Source organism: Cellulosimicrobium funkei (assembly GCF_900155925.1).
In the GTDB taxonomy this organism is placed as follows: Bacteria; Actinomycetota; Actinomycetes; order Actinomycetales; family Cellulomonadaceae; genus Cellulosimicrobium; species Cellulosimicrobium funkei.
In genome coordinates this window covers 43,871-64,754 of the sequence record NZ_FTMI01000004.1, presented here as the reverse complement: position 1 = coordinate 64,754, position 20,884 = coordinate 43,871, and the positions used below count along the sequence as shown (strand labels likewise).

The following is a 20,884-nucleotide window of genomic DNA, read 5'->3' as shown; positions in this document are numbered from 1 at the left end:
CAAAAAGACGGTTGGTGTGGGGGTCGTCGGTGGGAGCGGGGTGACCCGCTCCCACCTGCCCGAGATCAGATCTCGTCGACGCTGGACGCCGCGTTGGGGCGGCGCGACAGGTCGATGCCGAGCTCTTCGGCTGCGCGGTACACGTCGTCGTCCGACTCCCGCATCTCGATGGACACGCCGTCGCTCGAGAGCACCTCGACGTTCAGGCACAGCGACTGCATCTCCTTGAGGAGGACCTTGAAGGACTCCGGGATGCCCGAGTCGGGGATGTTCTCGCCCTTGACGATCGCCTCGTAGACCTTGACGCGACCGGGCACGTCGTCCGACTTGATCGTGAGGAGCTCCTGGAGCGTGTAGGCCGCGCCGTACGCCTCGAGGGCCCACACCTCCATCTCGCCGAAGCGCTGACCGCCGAACTGCGCCTTACCACCGAGCGGCTGCTGGGTGATCATCGAGTACGGGCCGGTCGAGCGCGCGTGGATCTTGTCGTCGACCAGGTGGTGGAGCTTGAGGATGTACATGTAGCCCACCGACACGGCCTCGGGGAACGGCTCGCCGGAGCGGCCGTCGAAGAGGCGCGCCTTGCCGTCGGCGCCGACCATGCGGTCGCCGTCGCGGTTCGGGATCGTCGTCGAGAGCAGGCCCGTGAGCGCGTCCTCGTGGACGCCGTCGAACACCGGGGTGGCGACGGGACGGCCCGGCTCGGACGTCGCGGCGATCTCCGGGACGTTCTCCCGCCAGGAGAGGTCCTTGCCGTCGGCGAGCGAGATGTCCCAGCCCTGCTTCGCGACCCACCCGAGGTGGGTCTCGAGGACCTGGCCCACGTTCATACGACCGGGGACGCCCAGCGGGTTGAGGACGACGTCGACCGGCGTCCCGTCCTCGAGGAACGGCATGTCCTCGACGGGCAGGATCTTGGAGATGACGCCCTTGTTGCCGTGACGGCCGGCGAGCTTGTCGCCGTCCGTGATCTTGCGGCGCTGCGCGATGTAGACGCGCACGAGCTGGTTCACGCCCGCGGGCAGCTCGTCGCCGTCCTCGCGGTTGAACTCGCGCACGCCGATGACCGTGCCGGACTCGCCGTGGGGCACCTTGAGGGACGTGTCGCGCACCTCGCGCGCCTTCTCGCCGAAGATCGCGCGCAGGAGGCGCTCCTCCGGGGTCAGCTCGGTCTCGCCCTTCGGCGTGACCTTGCCGACCAGGACGTCGCCCGCGCCGACCTCGGCACCGATGCGGATGATGCCGCGCTCGTCGAGGTCCGCCAGGACGTCCTCGGAGACGTTCGGGATGTCCCGCGTGATCTCCTCGGGGCCGAGCTTGGTGTCGCGCGCGTCGACCTCGTGCTCCTCGATGTGGATCGAGGAGAGCACGTCGTCCTGCACGAGACGCTGGCTGAGGATGATCGCGTCCTCGTAGTTGTGGCCCTCCCACGACATGAACGCCACGAGGAGGTTGCGGCCGAGCGCGAGCTCGCCCTCGTCGGTCGCCGGGCCGTCCGCGAGGACGGAGCCGGGCTCGACGCGCTGGCCCTCGTCGACGAGCACGCGCTGGTTGTAGCTCGTGCCCTGGTTCGAGCGGCGGAACTTCGCGATCCGGTAGCTGCCGGTGGTGCCGTCGTCGTTCGCGACGAGCACGAGGTCGGCCGAGACCTCGGTGACGACACCGGGCTTCGTCGCGACGACGACGTCGCCCGCGTCGACGGCCGCGCGCCACTCCATGCCGGTCCCGACGAGCGGGGCCTCGGAGCGGACCAGCGGCACGGCCTGGCGCTGCATGTTCGCGCCCATGAGGGCGCGGTTCGCGTCGTCGTGCTCGAGGAACGGGATGAGCGCCGTCGCGACCGAGACCATCTGGCGCGGCGAGACGTCCATGTAGTCGACCTGCGCGCCGGGGACGATCTCGACCTCGCCGCCCTTGGTGCGCACGAGCACGCGCTCGTCCGCGAAGGAGCCGTCGGCGTTGAGCGTCTGGTTCGCCTGCGCGATGACGTGGCGGTCCTCGTCGTCGGCCGTGAGGTAGACGACCTCGTCGGTCACCTTGCCCGCCGTCACCTTGCGGTACGGCGTCTCGATGAAGCCGAACGGGTTGATGCGCCCGTACGACGCGAGCGAGCCGATCAGACCGATGTTCGGACCCTCAGGGGTCTCGATCGGGCACATGCGGCCGTAGTGCGACGGGTGGACGTCACGGACCTCCATGCCGGCGCGGTCGCGCGAGAGACCACCCGGGCCGAGGGCCGAGAGACGACGCTTGTGCGTCAGGCCCGCGAGCGGGTTGTTCTGGTCCATGAACTGCGAGAGCTGCGACGTGCCGAAGAACTCGCGGATGGACGCCACGACCGGGCGGATGTTGATGAGCGTCTGCGGCGTGATCGCCTCGACGTCCTGCGTCGTCATGCGCTCGCGCACGACGCGCTCCATCCGCGACAGGCCCGTGCGGACCTGGTTCTGGATGAGCTCGCCGACGGCGCGGATGCGGCGGTTGCCGAAGTGGTCGATGTCGTCCGTCTCGACGCGCACCTCGACGGCCTCGCCGTTGCGGGTGCCCGGGATGCTCGCGTGGTCCGCGTGCAGCGCCGCGAGGTACTTGATCGTCGCGACGACGTCCGAGACCGACAGCGTGGAGTCGCTGAGCGGCGCGTCGATGCCGAGCTTCTTGTTCGCCTTGTAGCGGCCGACCTTCGCGAGGTCGTAGCGCTTCGGGTTGAAGTAGAAGTTCTCGAGGAGCGCGCGGCCGGCCTCGACCGTCGGCGGCTCGCCCGGGCGGATCTTGCGGTAGAGGTCGACGAGCGCCTCGTCCTGCGTGTGGACGTGGTCCTTCTCGAGCGTGTCGAGCACGGAGGGGAAGTCCGCGAACTGCTCGCGGATCTCGGACTCCGTGAGGCCGAGCGCCTTGAGCAGCACGGTCACGGACTGCTTGCGCTTGCGGTCGACGCGCACGCCGACGGCGTCGCGCTTGTCGATCTCGAACTCGAGCCAGGCACCGCGCGACGGGATGATCTTCGCGGAGAAGATGTCCTTGTCGCTCGTCTTGTCGGCGGCGCGCTCGAAGTAGACGCCGGGCGAGCGGACGAGCTGCGAGACGACGACGCGCTCGGTGCCGTTGATGATGAACGTGCCGCGCTCGGTCATGAGCGGGAAGTCGCCCATGAAGACCGTCTGGCTCTTGATCTCACCGGTGTTGTAGTTGACGAACTCCGCGGTGACGAACAGCGGCGCGGCGTACGTGAAGTCCTTCTCCTTGCACTCGTCGGCCGTGTACTTCGGCGGCTCGAAGCGGTGGTTGGAGAACGACAGCGACATCGAGGACCCGAAGTCCTCGATCGGGGAGATCTCCTCGAAGATCTCCTCGAGACCCGACGTCGAGGGCACGTCCTGGCGCCCGGCCTCGGCCGCGGCGGCGACGCGCGCCTGCCACGCCTCGTTGCCGAGCAGCCAGTCGAAGCTCTCGGTCTGGAGGCCCAGCAGGTCGGGGACCTCGAGCGGCTCGAAGATCTTGGCGAAGGAGAGGCGACGCGATGCGGTGCGGTTCGCGATGGCGTCGGCGGACGGAGCAGAAGGGGTGCGCGAGGCAGCCAAGAGGGGTCCTTCCCTGCAGATCGAAAGAACGCTGCACCGGCCGGGCTGGACACGATCACCGCCGCCACGACACCTCGCGGACGCGCACGTACGTCGTCGAGGGGGTCGGGGGTATATGAGATCGGGGGCACAGGACAGCGCAAAGCGTGAGCATACCCCAAGAAGGCGTCGCCACACAACCTCGGGGCGCACTCCCCCGCCCGGACCCGGGCGCTGCGCGCCTCGCCGGTACTCGCACGGGCCTCGTCGCCCGTCCTCCGGCCCGCCGTGCGGGCCTGAACCTGCTGCTGTCGACCTCGCTGTCCTGCGTCGTCGACCCGCACATGGTGGCACACTCGTGGCCGTTCCGTGAAGCCGGTGCGCCGACGCCGTCGGATCCCGGTCGCCCCGGGACGCGGCGCGACGCCGCGGGGCCGCCCCCGGGCCCTCCTGCCCGCCCGGCGCCGCCGCCGGGGAACGACGAGGCCCGCACCCCGGGCGGGGTGCGGGCCTCGTGCGGCGTGCGACCGGTCCCGTCAGGACGGGACCGGTGAGATCACTTGAGGGTGACCGTGGCGCCGGCGCCCTCGAGGGCAGCCTTGGCCTTCTCGGCCGTCTCCTTGTTCGCGCCCTCCAGGACCGGCTTCGGGGCACCGTCCACGAGGTCCTTGGCCTCCTTCAGGCCGAGGGACGTGAGCGCGCGCACCTCCTTGATGACCTGGATCTTCTTGTCGCCGGCAGCCTCGAGGATGACGTCGAACTCGTCCTTCTCCTCCTCGGCCGGGGCGTCGCCCGAGCCACCCGCGGGGGCGGCGACCGCGACGGCGGCGGGGGCGGCGGCGGTGACCTCGAAGGTCTCCTCGAAGGCCTTCACGAACTCGTTGAGCTCGATGAGGGTGAGCTCCTTGAACTGCTCGATGAGCTCGTCGGTGCTGAGCTTCGCCATGATGGCGTTCCTTTCGGTCGGTGCTCGGCAGCGGCCCGGTGCGGGCCTGCCAGAAGCGGGGTGTGTGCTTGCGCTGCGTGGATCACGAGACCGGGGCGTGCCCCGGGCGCGGGATCAGGCGGCAGCGCCCTCCGATTCCTGCTTCTGACGCAGGGCATCGATGACGCGAGCGGCCTGGGCGGTGTTCGCGGTGAAGACGTAGGCAGCCTGGAAGAGCTTGGCCTTCATCGCGCCGGCCGCCTTGGCCAGCAGGACCTCGCGGGACTCGAGGTCCGCGAGCTTCGTGACCTCCGCGGCGGTCAGGGGGCGCCCGTCGAGGACACCGCCCTTGATGACCAGCGCGGGGTTCGCCTTGGCGAAGTCACGCAGACCCTTGGCTGCCTCGACCGGGTCCCCGGTGACGAAGGCGATTGCCGACGGGCCCTGCAGGTCGGCGTCGAGTCCCTCGACACCGGCCTCCTTGGCCGCGATAGCGGTCAGCGTGTTCTTCACCACGGCGTAGGTTGCGTTGCCGCTGAGCGACCGACGCAGCTGCTTGAGCTGCGCGACGGTGAGCCCGCGGTACTCGGTCAGCACGGCAGCGTTCGAGTCGCGGAACTTGTCCGAGATCTCGGCGACTGCGGCTGCCTTGTCCGGCCTCGCCATGGCAATCCTTCCGGTGGTGGTACCACCGGCGTCCGTCCCGGAACGAGAAAGAGCCCCGCGCAGGCGCGGGGCTCGCAGTCGCACGCGCGGCGGGGCCGGGCGGACGTCGTCGATTCGCTACCTGCGCTGGCCTCCACCTCGTGGGCGGGACTTCGGTCCGTCACGTCCTGCAGACGGAGTCTGCGGGCAGCGTCGGACGACCGGCGGTCTTGGGTACACGCTCATCGTACGGGACGACGGCGCGTGCTCCAAACCGCGGCCCGTGCCGTCAGAGCACCAGCGGGCCGAAGCAGACCAGCGGTACCGGCTCGGGCTCGTCGGCGACCGCCCGGGCGAGCGCCGTCCCCGGCATGGCGCCGTCGCGCAGCTCGGCGTGGAGCGACGGCATGACGCGCGCCGCGACGTCGTCGCGCAGCGGGGCCACGCTCGCGATCACCGCGCGGGCGCCGAGCCGCAGCAGGACGCTCGTCAGGCCGAGCGACTCGCCGCCGATGCGCGGCGTCGAGAGCCCCACCTCGCACGCCGACAGCACGACGACCACACCGTGCAGGTCGGTGCCGTCGAGCTCGTGCGCGAACAGCGGGCCGTCGGCGAGCCGGAGCGACGAGAACAACGGGTTGTCGGTCTCGTGCGTGCCGTGCGCGGCCAGGTGCACGACCCCCGCGGTGCGCAGGCCGTCGACGACGGCCTCGCACGTCGCCTCCTCCCCCGCGAGCGCCTCGGCCCCCTCCCACACGGACGCGACGAGCTTCGCCTCGGCGCCGGAGAAGCGCAGGCCCGGTCCGGCGACGACGAGCGCCTCGTCCGTCCGACGCACCGGCTCGCCGTCGCGTAGGTCCACCCACGAGTTCGCCCACGTGCGCAGCCCGCGCCGCGAGGGCAGCGAGGCCCACGGCAGCGCGAGCAGCAGGTCGCGGGCAGCGACGTGGAGGTCGCCGTCCGCCTCGAGCGGGACGACGAGCGCGTCGTCGAGCGCGGCCAGCGTCCGGGACAGCGAGCCGACCGCGGCCTCGCGCATGGGGACCGGGATGAGCACGTTCGACAGGACCGCGAAGTCCGCGCGCGCACGGCGCACCTGCTCGGCGACCGCCGCGCGCGACGCGAGGCGCACGAGCCGGGAACCCCGGGCGCTGACGCGGACGGCGAGCACGTCGTCGCCGTCCAGCATGAGGTCGGCCACGACCGCGTCGGACCCGGCGTCGGCCAGCGTGGCGCGCAGCCGCCGTTCCGACGCGGGGACCGGGGCGGCGGCCCCTCCCCCGTGCTGCCAGGAGCGCCGTCGTGCGTCGTCCTGGAGGCGCCGCGCCGCCTGGAGGTGGTCCTGCCGGCGCGCGAGGCTGGCCGCGTCCGAGGGCGCCCCCAGCGCGCGGGCCGCCTCGACCTCGCGCCGGGCGGCGGCGAGGAGGTCCGCGAGGACCGGGTCCGCCGGCGGGCGCACGCGGCCCGTCCCGGCGAACGCCGCCCGGCCACGCTCGACGGCGTCGAAGATCGTCCCGGGGCGCCGGGTGCGCAGCGCGGCCTCGACGTCGACGTTGCCGAGCCGCACGCCGTGCACCGCGGACGCCGTCACCGCGTCCACGGACCCCAGCCGCGCGCGGTGGTCCGCGAGCGCCGCCTGGCCGCGCCGCACGGCGCGGACGCCGGCGCGCCGGTCGCCGGCCACGAACGCGAGCTGCGCGAGGACCGCCTCGTGCTGGAGACGGACGGGGAGCGGCGCGCGGCCGAGCCGCGGGGGCACGGCCCGCAGGACCTCCTGCGCCCCGCGCACGTCGCCCGCGGACACGAGCCACTCGACGGCGAGGAGTCGCGCGGGGACCGTGATCCCGAGACCCGAGACGCTGTCCAGGCTCTCGCCGTCGTGCGCGAGGTCGAGCGCCCAGGTCGCGTGCCGACGGGCGCGCGCCGGGCCCACGGGGGTCGCGCGGTGCTCCGTGAGCGCCGCCTGGAGCTCCGCGACGCGGGCGCGCAGCACCCACGGCCTGTTGCCGAGGCGGTCGAACCGGCGCGACGCCGAGCGGGCGAGGCGCCGCGCCTCGGCGTACCGCCGCAGGCCGAGCACGACGCGCGACCGGACCAGCTCGACCTCCGCGAGGTCGCGCAGCATGCGGTAGCGGGAGAGGTGCTCGCGCGCCTCGCTCAGCGCCTCGTCCGCCTCCGTGAGCAGGCCGGCGTCGAGCAGCACCTGCGCGCGGTCGATGAGCCCGACGGCGGCGTGCCGGTCCGGCGCCTGCGCCGCGGCCTCGTCCATGGCGCGCAGGGCGACCGGCAGGTCGCCGCGCAGGTACTCCGCGTACCCGAGGTTGTGCCGGGCCTTGGACACCAGGAGCTCGTCCCCGAGCGCGGTGGCCCGGTGGACGGCGTCGTCGAGGTCGCGGCTCGCCCCCTCGGCGTCGCCCAGCTCGAGGCGCAGGGAGCCGAGGTTGAGCAGCAGGACGGCCGCGTCGAGGGGGCGCGCGTCGTCGATGACCTCGGCCGCCGTCTCAAGCTCGTCCAGCGCGGCGGAGACGTCGCCGGTCCGCAGCCGCAGGAGCCCGCGCTGCGACCGCACGACGAGGGCCAGGTCGCGCATGGCCAGCGCGGCACCGCGCGCCTCGACCTCGGCGAGCCGTTCGTAGGCGCCGTCGACGTCGCCCGTCAGCTCGAACTCGGCGAGCGCGAGCCCCAGCAGGGCGCGCGCGGCCAGGTAGGCGTCGTCCCGGCTCGCGTCCTCGCCCGCGGCGTCGACGTCCTGGACGATCTGCGCGAACGCACGGCTCGCGCGCCGGTGCTGGCCGCGCGCGTTCACGGCCTGCGCAGCAGCCAGTCGGGCCTCGAGCACCTCCCGGCCGCTGCGCACCACCGCTCATCACCTCATGCGTCGTCACCCGGGGTCGGGACCAGACCCGTCGCCAGGGTAATGGACGGCCACAGCCAGGCGCAGCGGTCCGGCGCGCCCTGGCCGGGCTGCAGGACGCCCGGGTCCGTCGGGTCGTCGGCGATCCGCTCGAGCAGGGACGCCGCGAGCTCGCCCGCGAGGACGGGCGCCGCGAACGACGTCCCGCTCCACGTCGCGAACCCGCCCTGGAACCCCTCGGGGTCGATCGTCGCGCGGTATCCCGGGCCCCACAGCTCCTGCACGTGGCGCGACGGCGCGACGGCGCCGTCGATCGTGCGCGGGATCGTGGACACGAGGGACGCGCCCGGACGGGTGCACGTGATCCAGGGGCCGTCGTTGCTGAAGAGCGACACCGTCCCGTCGGGGTTCTCCGCACCGACCGTGAGGACCGGCGGCTCGTCGAGGAGCAGCGTCACCCCCTCGAGCGGCACGGGCGGCTCCGCCTTCCGGTTGATCCGCGGGGCGAACGCCGCGGGGTAGGTCGGGCGGGTCTGGCCGTCGTTGCCCGACGACACCACCACGACGACGCCGTACCGGCGCAGCGCGCGGATGAGCGCCCCGAAGGGGGCGTCGAAGTCCGCGTCCTCCGGGCGCTCGTGGTAGTACCCGAGCGAGAGCACGAGGACGTCGATCGGCGCGTAGCCGTCGTGACCGGACAGGCCGAGCACGTGCCACAGGAGCACGCGGCGCAGCGTCCGCAGGAGGTCGCGCTCCGGCACGACGCCCGACCCGCCGTAGAGGCGCGGGGCGAGGATGACGGCGTCCGGGCAGAGCTGGTGCACGAGACCCGCGATGAACGTCCCGTGGCCCGCGACCGGGTCGAGCGGACCGGTGAGGGGCGAGACCGACACGCCGCCGATCTCCGGGTCCTCGTACGGGTACTCCGTCGGCGGCAGCGTCGACAGCGGCTGACCGAGCAGCTCGGGGTCGCGCACGACGATCGTGCCGCGCGTCTCGAGGTCGTCGTCGAACCACGGGTGCTCGCCGACGCCGGTGTCGAGCACGGCGACGACGGGGCGACGGACACCGTCGCCCGCGACCCACGGCGTCTCCCCCGCGGGCAGCGCGCGGCGCGGCACGGGCCCGATCCAGCTCACGGGCGTGCGGCCGCCCGAGCCCGGCAGGGAGTACTCCGCGGTGCCCGCGAAGGGGTGCGGCTGCGTGTAGGGGTGGGGCTGGGTGTACGGGTGCGGCTGCGTGTAGGGGTGGGGCTGGGTGTACGGGTGCGGCTGCGTGTACGGGAACGGCTGGGTGTACGGCTGGCCGCCGATGAACGGGGTCGGCGCGACCATGTGGTCGAGCGCGAGCCGCGGGCTGTGCCGGTCGTCGGGGCACAGCCGTCCACGCAGCTCCTCGACGAGGTGCCAGGCGTCCGGGAGCTGTCCCTGGGCGTCGTCGCGGTAGCGCAGGCGCACGGAGTAGCCGAACGTGCGGAGCAGGTCGGTCGTCGTCTCCGGGTCGAGGCCCGCCTCACGGACGAGCTCGGCGTCGTCGATGCTCTCCTGCTGCACCTCCACGCGGAGGCCGAGACGCTCGGCCGCGCGCTCGAGCCACCGCAGCGAGCGGTTCCCCTCGCGGTCGAACGGCGACTCGGGGATGAGGATGCGGTCGCCCACGTACCAGGTCGGGTGCGGGGACTGCTGCCCGGCGCGACGCTGCGCGGCGACCGGGTCGATCGTGCGGGTGCGCCACTGGAGCCGGCTCGGCCGGTCGCCGAAGAAGCCGGGGTCCGCCGCTGCGGGGGGCTCAGGGGTCTCGCTCACGTGCTCCTCCTCGGGAGATGACGTTCGTCCGGTGCCGCGCGCGTCGTCGTCGACGGGCGGCCGCCCGCGCACCGCTGCGCGGGGAAGGGTTGCTGGGGGTGGTGCGGCCGGTGGGCCGCGGGCGTCGCCCGCGGCCCACCGGGTGCTAGAGCTCGACGACCGGCGTGCTCACGGCGCCGCCGGCGCCGTCGGCGCGGCGGACCACGAGGCTCGCCGGGCCGCGGTCGACGGCCTCGAAGACGAAGCGGCCGTCGTCGTCGCTCGTCGTCTCGCTCACCACGCCGGGGCGGTGCAGCTCGACGCGCAGCGCCGTCGCGGGGGCGGCCCAGCCGTCGATGCGGATGCGGCCGTCGTCCGTCGGGGACAGCGAGATCATCACCGTGACGGACTCGGACGTGAACGTGATCGTGCGCGCCTCGACGGGCGGCGCGTCGCCGCGCACGGACGTCGCGGGAGCCTGGACGTACTCCAGCTCCATGACCTCGGCCTCGAGCCCGGCGAGCGTGATCGCGAAGAGCGACCGCTCGACGAGGCCGTCCGGGACGGGGTCGATCTCCTCGGCGATCCGCGCGAGGTCGGCCAGGAGGGCGAGGTCGACGGCGTCGAGCGGCTCGTCGGGGCTGTGCGTCGGCTCGGTGCTCATGATGCTTCCCACGGTTCCCCCTGGTCGTCGATGATGTCGCGCAGCTTGGCGAGGCAGCGGCCCCGCGTGGAGCCGATGCTCCCGACGGGCATGCCGATGGCGGCCGAGATGGCCTTGTAGTCCGGACGGTCGGCGAGCGACACGAGGTGCAGGAGCTGGCGGCAGCGTTCCGGCAGCCGGTCGAGCGCGGCCCAGAGGGAGCGGTCGCGCTCGTTGCGGAGCACCTCGACGTCCGGCGTCGGGTCGCCCGACGGGAGCTCGGGGACGCCCTCGTCGGTGTCGTCCGGGAGCTCGGTGCGCCGTCGGGCCTCGTCGCGGTGCTTGCGCACGGCCTCCCAGGCCGCGCGCTTGGCCGTGATGAGCAGCCACTTGAGGACGGCGTGCGGCTCCTTGATGGTCATCGCGTTGCGCACGAGCGCGACCCACACCGTCTGGACGAGGTCGTCGGCCTGCTCGCGCTCGACGCCCTGCGCGCGCACCGTGTGCCACAGGAGGGGGGAGGCCTCGCGGACGAAGTCACCGAGCGCCTCCGGGCGGCCGTCGCGGTACTCCAGGAGCGCGAACGCACCCCGGTCCCCCAGGCTGAGGCCCGGTTCGCCGGTGTCGGCCACCTCGTCGGTCGTTCTGGTCATGGGGCGCACTGTCCTCGGCACGCTCGTCCGGTCAGGCATCAGCGGGGGGTCCCCGGAAGCGCCTGATTCTACGGCCGGGCCGGTGGGGTCGACAACCATCGTCACTGGTCACACCCCTCCCGGCTCGTGCGGTTGCGTCGCATCTCGTCCCTCCGGCACACGGGCGGGAGCGTCTGGTCGGCGCTCCTCCACCCGGACGAGAGGGGCGGACCGCCCGTCTGATACATCGCGGTCGGCTCCGTCCGGAGCGATCCCTGTCCCGGACCCGCACCGGCGGACCCGTCCGGATCTCGCACCGCTCCGAACCCGGGGCGACGCGCGGAGAGGCCGCGCGACCACCGAGCGGAGACCACCATGACCTCGTCCCCGAACCGCCTGCTCGCAGCAGTCTTCGGCACCGTCTACCTGCTGGTCGGCCTCGCCGGCTTCGTCGTGACGTCGGGGGTCGGCTTCGCCGCCACCGAGGGCCGCAACCTCCTGCTGTTCGAGGTGAACCCCCTGCACAACATCGTCCACCTCGGCATCGGGGCGGCGCTGCTGCTCGCGTCGCGCAGCGTCCGGGCCGCGCGCGGCACGAACGTCGCGATCGGCGCGGTGTACCTCCTCGTCGGCGTGGTGGGGCTGTTCCTCGTCGACACCGGCGCCAACATCATCGCGCTCAACGGCGCCGACAACGTGCTGCACCTCGCCAGCGCGCTGCTGCTCCTCGGCGTCGGGCTCGCCGCGGACCGCGAGGACGCGGGCCGCGCCGTCACGGCATGACGACGCCCGTCCCGACCCGCCGCGTCGGCGCCGCGCTCGCGCTGCTCGGCGCCGGGATCGTCGACCTCGGGCTCGTCCGGGGCGCGTTCCCGGCGCCGTCCGGCCTGCTCGCGCTGGCCACCGGGGCCGGGGAGCTCGTCGTCGCGCTCGTGCTCCTCGCCCGCGGGCCGCGGCCCGGGCGCCCGACGGCGGTCCCGCGCGCCGGGATCGCCCTGCTCCTCGTCGCGACCGTCGCCGGGGTGGCCGTGCCCGTCGCGTCCGGCGTGCCGCTCTCCGCGGGTGCGGCCGCCGCAGCCGCCCTGCGGGTCGCGACGGCGTGCGTCCTCGCCCGCCCGGCGCGCGTCCCCGCCGACGGCCCGCCGGCGCGCGCCGGGGCGCGGCTCGTCGCGCTCTTCTCGGTGTCCGTCGTGGTCGCCGCCGTCGCGACGTTCGGTCTCGGCGGGACCGACGCCGCGCGGCACGCCGTGCCGCACGGGTCCCACCTGCCCGTCCTGGGGCACCTGCCGGGGCACGGCCCGGCCCACGACGGCGGGCCCGGCACCGCGCCGTGAGGGCCCGACGGCGGCTGCCCCCGGCGCGGCGCCACGCCTCCCGGAGGGTACGAGTTCTCCCGTAACCGCGGGGCCCGAAGTTCCGGGGAATCCCTCATGCCGCGCGGCGGGCACCGGGCCTAGCGTCGGGAGCGACCCCTGCACCCACACCGCGGGTGCGGACCGGCGAGGCGCGACGACGCGCCCCGCCCGAGCACGAGGAGCACCTCCGTGAGAACAGTCCTCCCCGGCCGCACGCGCGGCCTCACCGGGCGCGCGCTGCGCGCCCTCGCCTCCGTCGTCGCCGCGGCGACCGTCGTCGCGGGCGGAGCGCTCGCCGCCGCGCCCGCGACCGCCGCGGCGCCGTCGGCCGCGCCCGCCGCTCCCGTGAGCGCCGCCGCGCCGTCGGGCAGCACGCAGTGGCTCACCGGCTACTGGCACAACTTCGACAACGGCTCCGTGACGATGCGCCTGTCCGAGGTCCCCCAGGCGTACAACCTCGTGGCGATCGCGTTCGCGGACAACCTCGCCGGGACGCCGGGTGGCATCACGTTCAACCTCGCGAGCGCGGAGCTCGGCGGCTACACCGAGGCCCAGTTCAAGGCGGACGTGGCGGCCATCCGGGCGCAGGGCCGCAAGGTCGTGATCTCCGTGGGCGGGGAGAAGGGCAACGTCATCGTCTCGAACGCGACCGAGGCGAAGAACTTCGCCGACACCACGTACGCGCTCATGCAGAAGTACGGGTTCGACGGCGTCGACATCGACCTCGAGCACGGCATCAACGCCACGTACATGTCGAGCGCCCTCCACCAGCTCGCGGCGAAGGTCGGTCCGAGCCTGATCCTCACCATGGCGCCGCAGACGATCGACTACCAGGCGACGAGCATGGGGTACTACCAGCTCACCCTCGCGATCAAGGACATCCTCACGATCGTCAACACCCAGTACTACAACTCCGGCTCGATGATGGGCTGCAACCAGCAGGTCTACTCGCAGGGCACGGTCGACTTCCTCACCGCGCTCACCTGCATCCAGCTCGAGATGGGCCTGCGCCCCGACCAGGTGGGCATCGGCGTACCGGCCGTGCCGCGCGCCGCGGGCGGCGGCTACCAGCCGCTCGCGAACGTCGTCAAGGCCGTCGACTGCCTCGAGGTCGGCACCGGCTGCGGCGCCTTCAAGCCCGCGAAGCCGTACGGCAAGATCGGCGGCGTCATGACCTGGTCGATCAACTGGGACAAGACCAACGGCTACCAGGTCGCGTCCGTGATCGGCGGACGCCTGGCGAGCGGTCCGACCACGCCCACGGAGCCGACCAACCCCACCAACCCGACGAACCCCACCAACCCCGGGACCTGCACCGCGACCGCGTGGTCGGCCTCCGCCGTCTACACCGGTGGCGCCCGCGTCTCCCACCAGGGCCGCACCTACGAGGCCAAGTGGTGGACCACCAACGAGAACCCCGCGCAGAGCGGGCAGTGGGGCGTCTGGAAGGACCTCGGCGCCTGCTGACCCGGCCGGCGCACCCTCGGGCGACCTGCTGAGACGACGACGGCGCGGCACCCTGGTCGGGTGCCGCGCCGTCGTGCGTGGTGCGGACGGAGGACCGTCCGCGGGGAGGACTGCCGTCAGGCGGCGTCGTCCTCGAGCAGCTTCGTCGTCTTGGACTGGTCCAGCGGGATGCCGGGGCCCATCGTCGTCGTCAGCGTGGCCTTGGTGATGTACCGGCCCTTCGAGGACGACGGCTTGAGACGCAGGACCTCTTCGAGGGCCGCCGCGTAGTTCTCCACGAGCGCCTTCTCGTCGAACGAGACCTTGCCGATGATGAAGTGCAGGTTGCCGTGCTTGTCGACACGGAACTCGATCTTGCCGCCCTTGATGTCCGACACGGCCTTCGCCACGTCCATCGTCACGGTGCCGGTCTTCGGGTTCGGCATGAGACCACGGGGGCCCAGCACCTTGCCCAGACGACCGACCTTGCCCATGAGGTCCGGCGTCGCCACGGCGGCGTCGAAGTCGGTGTACCCACCGGCGACCTTCTCGATCAGGTCGTCGCCGCCGACCTCGTCGGCACCGGCCGCACGGGCCTCCTCCGCCTTCGCCGCGTTCGCGAAGACGATGACGCGGGCGGTCTTGCCCGTGCCGTGGGGGAGGTTGACCGTGCCACGGACCATCTGGTCCGCCTTGCGCGGGTCGACACCGAGGCGGAACGCGACCTCGACGGTCGCGTCGTACTTCACGGTCGACGTCTCCTTGGCGAGACGGATCGCCTCGAGCGGCGCGTAGAGACGCTCGCGGTCGATCTTCTCCTCGGCGTTGCGGTACGCCTTGCTGCGCGTTGCCATCTGCTTCTCCTTCTGCAGTCGTGGTCAGCGGGTCCGCGCGGACCCTGCCACCGTCGCCCGCGGGGTGCGGAGCGACGTCGTGCACGAGGCCGGCACACAGGCCAGGCCTCGGTCCTTCGTCAGCCCTCGACGGTGATACCCATCGAGCGGGCCGTGCCGGCGATGATCTTCGACGCGGCGTCGAGGTCGTTCGCGTTGAGGTCCTCGAGCTTGGTCTGGGCGATCTCGCGCACCTGGTCCGCGGTGATCTTCGCGACCTTGGTGGTGTGCGGCGTCGCCGAGCCCTTCTGCACGCCCGCGGCCTTCTTGATGAGCTCCGCCGCCGGCGGGGTCTTCGTCACGAAGGTGAACGAGCGGTCCTCGTAGACCGTGATCTCGACGGGGATGACGTTGCCGCGCTGCGACTCGGTCGCCGCGTTGTAGGCCTTGCAGAACTCCATGATGTTCACACCGTGCTGACCGAGCGCGGGGCCGATCGGCGGCGCGGGCGTCGCCGCACCGGCCTGGATCTGGAGCTTGATGAGGCCGGAGACCTTCTTCTTGGGAGGCATGACTCTTCCCTGGCTTTCTTCTCGTGGGCCGACGCCGTGGGCGATGACCCGGTTGCAGTACTGCGCTCACGCGGGGCGGCTCGGGCCGCCCGCGCGTCAGATCTTGGCGACCTGGTTGAACGACAGCTCGACCGGGGTCTCCCGGCCGAAGATGGAGACGAGGACCTTGAGCTTCTGGTTCTCGACGTTGATCTCGGAGATCGTGGCGGGCAGCGTGTCGAACGGGCCGTCCGTGACGGTGACCGACTCGCCGACCGTGAAGTCGACCTCGACGGGAGCCTTCGCCGCGGCCTGCGCGGGCTTGCCGGCCTCCGGGGCGGGGGTGAGCATCGGCGCGAGCATCGAGAAGACCTCGTCGAGCGTCAGCGGCACCGGCTGGTGGGTGTGCCCGACGAAGCCGGTGACACCGGGCGTGTGGCGCACGGCGCCCCACGACTCGTCGGTGAGGTCCATGCGGACGAGGACGTAGCCGGGGATGCGCACGCGTCGGACGATCTTCTTCTGCGCGTTCTTGATCTCGGCCACCTCCTCCATGGGGACCTCGATCTGGAAGATGTAGTCCTCCATGTTCAGGCTCTGGATGCGGTTCTCCAGGTTGGCCTTCACACGGTTCTCGTAGCCCGCGTAGGAGTGGATGACGTACCAGTCGCCCGGCTGCGAGCGCAGCGTGCGCTTGAACTCCGCGACCGGGTCCTCGATGACGTCGCCGTCCTCGTCGGCCGGGCGGACCTCGTCCGCCTCGTCGTCGTCCGACGGCTCGTCGTCGTCCGCCGCGTCGTCGGTCTCGTCAGCGGCGTCGTCCGTCGCGTCGTCGTCGGCCTCGTCAGCGGCGTCGAGGGCCTCGTCGGCTCCGTCGACCGCCGGGACGTCCGTGGTCTCGTCGACGTCGTCCTGGGCACCCTCGGGCTGCGTCGGGTCGACGTTCTCCGTCTGGTCCAGCGACTCCTGGGACACGAACGAACCTGCTTTCTCAACGAACTGCTCGAAGACTTCTTCTGGAAGCGCCGACGGCGCCCCGAGAGGCGCCGGCTGCCGTGCTGACCCGGCCTGGCCGGGGAAGGTCGTGCGCTAGCCGAAGACCCACCGGACGGCCTGGCCGATCCCCAGGTCGAGGACGGTCACGAACGCCATGACCACGACCACGAAGACCAGGACCACCGTCGTGTAGGTGATGAGCTCGGACCGCGTCGGCGTGACGACCTTGCGGAGCTCGGCGACCACCTGGCGCACGAACAGGGCGATGCGCGCGAAGACGTTGGGCTTCTTGTCCGCGGACGGACCGCCCTTCTTCTTCACCTCGTCGGCGCGTGCACCGCCTGCGCCCACGGCCTCTGACGGCGATTCGCTCACTCGATCTTCCCCATCGCTCACGTACGGGACCTGCTCGAACCCTCGGTGCGACCCGGTGCCGGGCCGCGCGCGGATCCCGGGAAGGTCCCGCGAGAGCCACGCCGTGCAGGGTAGACAGGACTCGAACCTGCAACCTGCGGTTTTGGAGACCGCTGCGCTACCAATTGCGCCACTACCCTTCGTGCCGACGGCGCCCCGCACGGCCTCGATCCCCGGACGAAAGTCGTCTCACGGGCGCGGACCAGCGTGGCGGGCGTCAACCACCGAGGGATCACTGTACGCGACGCGGCGCCCCTGGTCGAACCACCGTCCACCGATCGGTGGACACGAGGTCCGGACGAACGGGCGTCGCGGCCCGGGGGCTCGCGCCGACACGCTGGTCCCATGACGACGACACCCCTCCCCGCCGGCCCCCGCGGCGCCGGCTCCGGCCCCGGCGCCGGGCAGAGCGGACCGGCCGTGGACGTGCGCGGCCTGCGCAAGCGCTACGGGCCCAAGCAGGCCGTCGACGGCATCGACCTGCGCGTCGAGCGCGGCGAGATCTTCGCGGTCCTCGGCCCCAACGGCGCCGGGAAGACCACCACGGTCGAGATCCTCGAGGGCTTCCGCCGCCGGGACGCGGGCGAGGTCCGCGTGCTCGGCGAGGACCCCCAGACCGCGGGCCGCGCCTGGCGCTCGCGCCTCGGCGTCGTCCTCCAGGACTCGCGCGACCAGGCCGAGCTCACGGTCGCCGAGCTCGTCCGGCACTTCGCGACGTTCTACCCGACGCCGCGGGACCCCGACGAGGTGATCGACGCCGTCGGGCTGCGGGAGAAGGCCCGCACGCGCACGCGCCAGCTCTCCGGCGGGCAGCGCCGACGGCTCGACGTCGCGCTCGGGATCGTCGGCCGGCCGGAGCTGCTGTTCCTCGACGAGCCCACGACGGGGTTCGACCCCCAGGCCCGCCGCGCGTTCTGGGCGCTCGTCCGGTCGCTGCGCGAGGACGGCACGACGATCCTGCTCACGACGCACTACCTCGACGAGGCGGCCTACCTGGCCGACCGCGCGGCCGTCGTGCGGTCGGGGCAGGTCGTCGCGCTCGACGCGCCCGACCGCCTCGGGGGCGCGGAGGCGCGCCGTCCCGTCGTGCGGTGGCTCGACGGCGGCACCCGGCGCTCCGAGCGCACGGACTCCCCCACCGCGGTCGTCGCGGCGCTCGCCGCGCGGTACCCCGACGGCGAGGTCCCCGGGCTCGAGGTGACGCGCCCGAGCCTCGAGGACGTCTACCTCGAGCTCATCGGTGAGCCGGCCGCGTCGAGCGACCCGGCGCCCGTCCCCGACCGGCCCGGCGCACCCGCCGCGGCCCGCACGCCCGACGACGCGACCGTCGTCGTCCCCGAGGAGGCCCGACCGTGACCGTCGCCCCGACCACGCGCGCCCTGCGCGCCGCCCTGCCCGGGGCCGCCCGCCTCGGCATCGAACGCACGCGCGCCGAGCTGCGCGGGTTCTTCCGCGAGCGCGACGCGGTCGTCTTCATCTTCACGTACCCGCTCATCATGCTCGCGATCTTCGCGACGGTGTTCGACGGGCAGGACCAGGGTGACGCGGGCTACTCCGTGCCCTTCGCGCAGTACTTCCTGCCGGGCATGATCGCGACGGGCGTCATGCTCACGAGCTTCCAGTCGCTGGCGATCTCGATCGCGGTCGAGCGTGACGACGGCGCGCTCAAGCGCCTGCGCGCGACCCCGCTGCCCGCGTCGGCGTACTTCTACGGCAAGGTGGGCCTGGTCCTCGCGACCTCGATCGTGCAGACGGCGCTCCTGCTGCTCCTCGCGGCCGTCGTGTACGACGTCCCGATGCCCTGGGACATGCCCGACGCCGCGACCCGGCTCACGACGTTCGCGTGGGTGTTCGTGCTCGGGTGCGCCGCCGGCGCCGTGTGCGGGGTCGCGTTCTCGTCGCTGCCGCGCTCGGGCCGCTCCGCGACGGCGGTCGTCACGCCCGTCGTGCTCGTGCTGCAGTTCATCTCCGGGGTGTTCTTCGCGTTCTTCGCGCTGCCCGCGTGGATGCAGACCGTCGCCTCGGTGTTCCCGCTCAAGTGGATGGCCCAGGGCATGCGCTCGGTCTTCCTCCCCGAGCAGGCCGCGGCGCTCGAGCCGTCCGGGTCGTGGCAGCACGGCGCGACCGCTGCTGTACTGGTCGCATGGCTGGTCCTGGGGCTCGTGGTGGGCGCGCGGTCGTTCCGGTGGCGGCGCCGTGACGACGGCTGACCCGCCGTCGCCCGCGGGCGGGCTCCCCGCGGCCGGGGACCGGGCCGGGGGCGAGGAGGGGGCCAGGGACGGTGCGGCCACGGCCCAGCTCGACGGCACCTGGGCGCGCGACGTGCGCTGGTGGGACGTGGCGTTCTACGTCATCGTCGTGCTCAGCGCGCTCGCGCTGCTCACCGCGGGCGTCGCCGGCACGGCCCTGCTCGTGTCGCTCGCCGCGCTCGGGACGATCCTCCTGGCCTACCTCGCGTGGGGGCGGCGCGCGGCCCGCACGCGCGCCCAGGTGCCGGCGCACCTCTACCTCGTCGTCGCGATCGCGGGCACGCTCGTCGTCGTCGGGCAGGACGCGCTCGGCACGCTGCTCCTGTTCGCCGTCTTCACGCAGATCTGGATGCTCTCGGAGCACCTCTGGGCGCAGGTCGTGCTGTGCGTCGCGCTCGCGGCCGGCACCGCGCTCGCGCTCGCGTTCGACCCGGCGACGGGGCGCGTCGAGCCCGACGAGCTCGCGAGCGCCGCGCCGCAGATGGGCGTCGCGCTCGCGTTCGCGCTGAGCCTCGGGCTGTGGACGGCGCACACGATGCGGCAGTCGGAGCGGCACGCGCGTCTCGTCGACGCGCTGCGCGCGACGCAGGCCGAGCTCGCGCGCTCGCACCACGAGGCGGGCGTGCTCGCGGAGCGCGAGCGGGTCGCCCAGGAGATCCACGACACGCTCGCCCAGGGGTTCACGAGCGTCGTCATGCTCGCGCAGGCCGCGGGCGCCGACCTGGACCGGGGCGCCCCGGACGCGGCGCGCGAGCGCCTCGCGCTCGTCGAGTCGACGGCGCGCGACAACCTCGCCGAGGCCCGGGCGCTGGTCGCGGCCTCCGCGCCGGCCCCGTTGCAGGGCAGCACGCTCGGGGAGGCGCTGCGCCGCCTCGCGACGCGTTTCACCGAGGAGACGGGGACGCATGCGGACCTCGCGGCCGACGACGTCCCGGGGCTGTCGAGCGCCGAGGAGGTGGTGCTGCTGCGCTCGGCCCAGGAGGCGCTGACGAACGTGCGCCGCCACGCCGGGGCGGGCGCGGTCCGCGTCGTGCTGCGCCACGACGCGGACGGGACCCTCCTGGAGGTGTGCGACGACGGTCGCGGGCTGCCCGACGACGCGGCCGAGGGCTACGGTCTGCGGGGCATGCGCGAGCGCGTCGCCGCGGAGGGCGGCAGCCTCGAGGTCGGGCCCGCGCCGGGCGGGGGCACGCGCGTCGCGGTGCGGCTGCCCGCGACGGGCGTGGGCACGGGCCGGACAGCCCCGACGAGGCGAGGAGCGGTGCGGTGACGGGGACGACGGGCCGGGACGGCGCGGTGCGGGTGCTCGTGGTCGACGACCACCCGGTCGTGCGCTCGGGCATCGTGGGGATGCTGGCCGGCGAGCCGGACCTCGCGGTGGTCGGGGAGGCGGGCGACGGCGCGCAGGCGGTGGAGCTCGCGCGCGAGCTGGCGCCCGACGTCGTGCTCATGGACCTGCGGATGCCCGTGCTCGACGGCGTGGGCGCGACCGCGGCGATCCTCGGCGCACCGGGCCGCGGGCGCGGGGCGGCGGGGCCGCGCGTCGTCGTGCTCACGACGTACGAGACGGACGCCGACATCCTGCGGGCCGTCGAGGCGGGCGCCACCGGCTACCTGCTCAAGGACACGCCGCGCGAGGAGCTCGTCGCGGGCGTGCGCGCCGCGGCGCGGGGGCAGACGGTGCTGGCGCCGAGCGTCGCGACGCGGCTCGTGACGTCGGTGCGCGGGACGGAGCGGCTCACGGACCGGGAGGTCGAGGTACTGCGGCTCGTGGCCCGTGGGCTGTCGAACGCGGCCGTCGGGCGCGAGCTGTTCATCGCCGAGGCGACCGTGAAGACGCACCTGCTGCGGGCCTTCGCCAAGCTCGGCGTGGACGACCGCACCGCCGCCGTGACGGTCGCGATGCAGCGCGGGTTCCTCCCCGGGGCGTGACGCGCGCGGGCGCCGTCGGCACCCCGACCTGCGGCGGGACCTGCGCCGCAGTCGTCCCGCGCCCGACG

The 20,884-nt window shown here is 73.4% G+C and carries 18 protein-coding genes and 1 tRNA gene; 7 read left to right on the top strand and 12 right to left on the bottom strand.

Going from position 1 to position 20,884, the window contains the following annotated elements; genetic code table 11:
- Positions 1 to 65 precede the first annotated feature (65 nt).
- The 7 genes from rpoB to BXA05_RS11285 all read right to left on the bottom strand — a co-directional run bounded on the left by rpoB (position 66) and on the right by BXA05_RS11285 (position 11,061).
- Entirely contained in the window at positions 66 to 3,578 is a 3,513-nt protein-coding gene (gene rpoB, locus BXA05_RS11315) for a DNA-directed RNA polymerase subunit beta (protein ID WP_021479867.1), read from the bottom strand.
- Positions 3,579 to 4,113: 535 nt separating this feature from the next.
- Entirely contained in the window at positions 4,114 to 4,503 is a 390-nt protein-coding gene (rplL, locus tag BXA05_RS11310; RefSeq protein ID WP_021483444.1) for a 50S ribosomal protein L7/L12, read from the bottom strand.
- Between the two features lie 114 nt (positions 4,504 to 4,617).
- Positions 4,618 to 5,148, bottom strand: coding sequence for a 50S ribosomal protein L10 (rplJ, locus tag BXA05_RS11305; protein ID WP_021483443.1), 531 nt, complete (start codon positions 5,146 to 5,148; stop codon positions 4,618 to 4,620).
- Positions 5,149 to 5,416: 268 nt separating this feature from the next.
- On the bottom strand, positions 5,417 to 7,987 hold the full coding sequence (locus tag BXA05_RS11300; RefSeq protein ID WP_083711824.1) for a CHAT domain-containing protein: 2,571 nt from the start codon (positions 7,985 to 7,987) through the stop codon (positions 5,417 to 5,419).
- Between the two features lie 11 nt (positions 7,988 to 7,998).
- The gene (locus BXA05_RS11295) at positions 7,999 to 9,786 is read right to left on the bottom strand and encodes a S8/S53 family peptidase (RefSeq protein WP_076405083.1); all 1,788 of its coding nucleotides are present in this window, start codon (positions 9,784 to 9,786) and stop codon (positions 7,999 to 8,001) included.
- A gap of 145 nt (positions 9,787 to 9,931) precedes the next feature.
- On the bottom strand, positions 9,932 to 10,429 hold the full coding sequence (locus BXA05_RS11290; protein ID WP_034653625.1) for a hypothetical protein: 498 nt from the start codon (positions 10,427 to 10,429) through the stop codon (positions 9,932 to 9,934).
- The gene (locus BXA05_RS11285; RefSeq protein ID WP_034653623.1) at positions 10,426 to 11,061 is read right to left on the bottom strand and encodes an RNA polymerase sigma factor; all 636 of its coding nucleotides are present in this window, start codon (positions 11,059 to 11,061) and stop codon (positions 10,426 to 10,428) included. Before BXA05_RS11285 ends, BXA05_RS11290 begins: the two co-directional genes overlap by 4 nt.
- A 354-nt stretch (positions 11,062 to 11,415) precedes the next feature.
- Between BXA05_RS11285 and BXA05_RS11280 the strand changes: the two genes are divergently transcribed.
- The 3 genes from BXA05_RS11280 (at position 11,416) to BXA05_RS11270 (ending at position 13,862) form a co-directional block, all read left to right on the top strand.
- A complete protein-coding gene (locus BXA05_RS11280; RefSeq protein WP_021483202.1) occupies positions 11,416 to 11,823 on the top strand; it encodes a DUF4383 domain-containing protein in 408 nt (135 codons plus the stop codon).
- A complete protein-coding gene (locus tag BXA05_RS11275) occupies positions 11,820 to 12,374 on the top strand; it encodes a hypothetical protein (RefSeq protein ID WP_076405082.1) in 555 nt (184 codons plus the stop codon). Before BXA05_RS11280 ends, BXA05_RS11275 begins: the two co-directional genes overlap by 4 nt.
- A 210-nt stretch (positions 12,375 to 12,584) precedes the next feature.
- Positions 12,585 to 13,862 carry a glycosyl hydrolase family 18 protein gene (locus tag BXA05_RS11270; RefSeq protein WP_076405081.1) on the top strand — a complete coding sequence of 426 codons (1,278 nt, stop codon included), beginning with the start codon at positions 12,585 to 12,587 and terminating at the stop codon, positions 13,860 to 13,862.
- A gap of 116 nt (positions 13,863 to 13,978) precedes the next feature.
- Here BXA05_RS11270 and rplA read toward each other — a convergent pair whose 3' ends face one another.
- The 5 genes from rplA to BXA05_RS11245 all read right to left on the bottom strand — a co-directional run bounded on the left by rplA (position 13,979) and on the right by BXA05_RS11245 (position 16,775).
- Entirely contained in the window at positions 13,979 to 14,695 is a 717-nt protein-coding gene (gene rplA / locus BXA05_RS11265; protein ID WP_034653773.1) for a 50S ribosomal protein L1, read from the bottom strand.
- A gap of 119 nt (positions 14,696 to 14,814) precedes the next feature.
- The gene (gene rplK, locus BXA05_RS11260; RefSeq protein WP_021482529.1) at positions 14,815 to 15,246 is read right to left on the bottom strand and encodes a 50S ribosomal protein L11; all 432 of its coding nucleotides are present in this window, start codon (positions 15,244 to 15,246) and stop codon (positions 14,815 to 14,817) included.
- Between the two features lie 96 nt (positions 15,247 to 15,342).
- Positions 15,343 to 16,200, bottom strand: coding sequence for a transcription termination/antitermination protein NusG (gene nusG, locus BXA05_RS11255; RefSeq protein WP_034653779.1), 858 nt, complete (start codon positions 16,198 to 16,200; stop codon positions 15,343 to 15,345).
- Between the two features lie 114 nt (positions 16,201 to 16,314).
- Complete coding sequence (secE, locus tag BXA05_RS11250; protein WP_031316181.1) at positions 16,315 to 16,596, bottom strand: preprotein translocase subunit SecE; 282 nt, start codon at positions 16,594 to 16,596, stop codon at positions 16,315 to 16,317.
- A gap of 106 nt (positions 16,597 to 16,702) precedes the next feature.
- Positions 16,703 to 16,775: transfer RNA gene (locus tag BXA05_RS11245), tRNA-Trp, on the bottom strand.
- A 205-nt stretch (positions 16,776 to 16,980) separates the two neighbouring features.
- Here BXA05_RS11245 and BXA05_RS11240 point away from each other — a divergent pair.
- Genes BXA05_RS11240 through BXA05_RS11225 form a run of 4 tightly spaced genes read left to right on the top strand, consistent with a single transcriptional unit; the run spans position 16,981 to position 20,816 of the window.
- The gene (locus tag BXA05_RS11240; RefSeq protein WP_083711823.1) at positions 16,981 to 17,991 is read left to right on the top strand and encodes an ABC transporter ATP-binding protein; all 1,011 of its coding nucleotides are present in this window, start codon (positions 16,981 to 16,983) and stop codon (positions 17,989 to 17,991) included.
- A complete protein-coding gene (locus tag BXA05_RS11235; RefSeq protein ID WP_076405080.1) occupies positions 17,988 to 18,845 on the top strand; it encodes an ABC transporter permease in 858 nt (285 codons plus the stop codon). The genes BXA05_RS11240 and BXA05_RS11235 overlap by 4 nt, the downstream gene beginning before the upstream one ends.
- Positions 18,832 to 20,154 carry a sensor histidine kinase gene (locus tag BXA05_RS11230; RefSeq protein ID WP_083711822.1) on the top strand — a complete coding sequence of 441 codons (1,323 nt, stop codon included), beginning with the start codon at positions 18,832 to 18,834 and terminating at the stop codon, positions 20,152 to 20,154. Before BXA05_RS11235 ends, BXA05_RS11230 begins: the two co-directional genes overlap by 14 nt.
- The gene (locus tag BXA05_RS11225; protein ID WP_076405079.1) at positions 20,151 to 20,816 is read left to right on the top strand and encodes a response regulator; all 666 of its coding nucleotides are present in this window, start codon (positions 20,151 to 20,153) and stop codon (positions 20,814 to 20,816) included. Before BXA05_RS11230 ends, BXA05_RS11225 begins: the two co-directional genes overlap by 4 nt.
- Positions 20,817 to 20,884 lie beyond the last annotated feature (68 nt).

Coding starts and splice junctions, on each gene's coding strand:
- rplL (WP_021483444.1), bottom strand. CDS start 4,503: ATGGCGAAGCTCAGCACCGACGAGCTCATCGAGCAGTTCAAGGAGCTC.
- rplJ (WP_021483443.1), bottom strand. CDS start 5,148: ATGGCGAGGCCGGACAAGGCAGCCGCAGTCGCCGAGATCTCGGACAAG.
- BXA05_RS11290 (WP_034653625.1), bottom strand. CDS start 10,429: ATGAGCACCGAGCCGACGCACAGCCCCGACGAGCCGCTCGACGCCGTC.
- BXA05_RS11285 (WP_034653623.1), bottom strand. CDS start 11,061: ATGACCAGAACGACCGACGAGGTGGCCGACACCGGCGAACCGGGCCTC.
- BXA05_RS11280 (WP_021483202.1), top strand. CDS start 11,416: ATGACCTCGTCCCCGAACCGCCTGCTCGCAGCAGTCTTCGGCACCGTC.
- BXA05_RS11275 (WP_076405082.1), top strand. CDS start 11,820: ATGACGACGCCCGTCCCGACCCGCCGCGTCGGCGCCGCGCTCGCGCTG.
- rplA (WP_034653773.1), bottom strand. CDS start 14,695: ATGGCAACGCGCAGCAAGGCGTACCGCAACGCCGAGGAGAAGATCGAC.
- rplK (WP_021482529.1), bottom strand. CDS start 15,246: ATGCCTCCCAAGAAGAAGGTCTCCGGCCTCATCAAGCTCCAGATCCAG.
- BXA05_RS11240 (WP_083711823.1), top strand. CDS start 16,981: ATGACGACGACACCCCTCCCCGCCGGCCCCCGCGGCGCCGGCTCCGGC.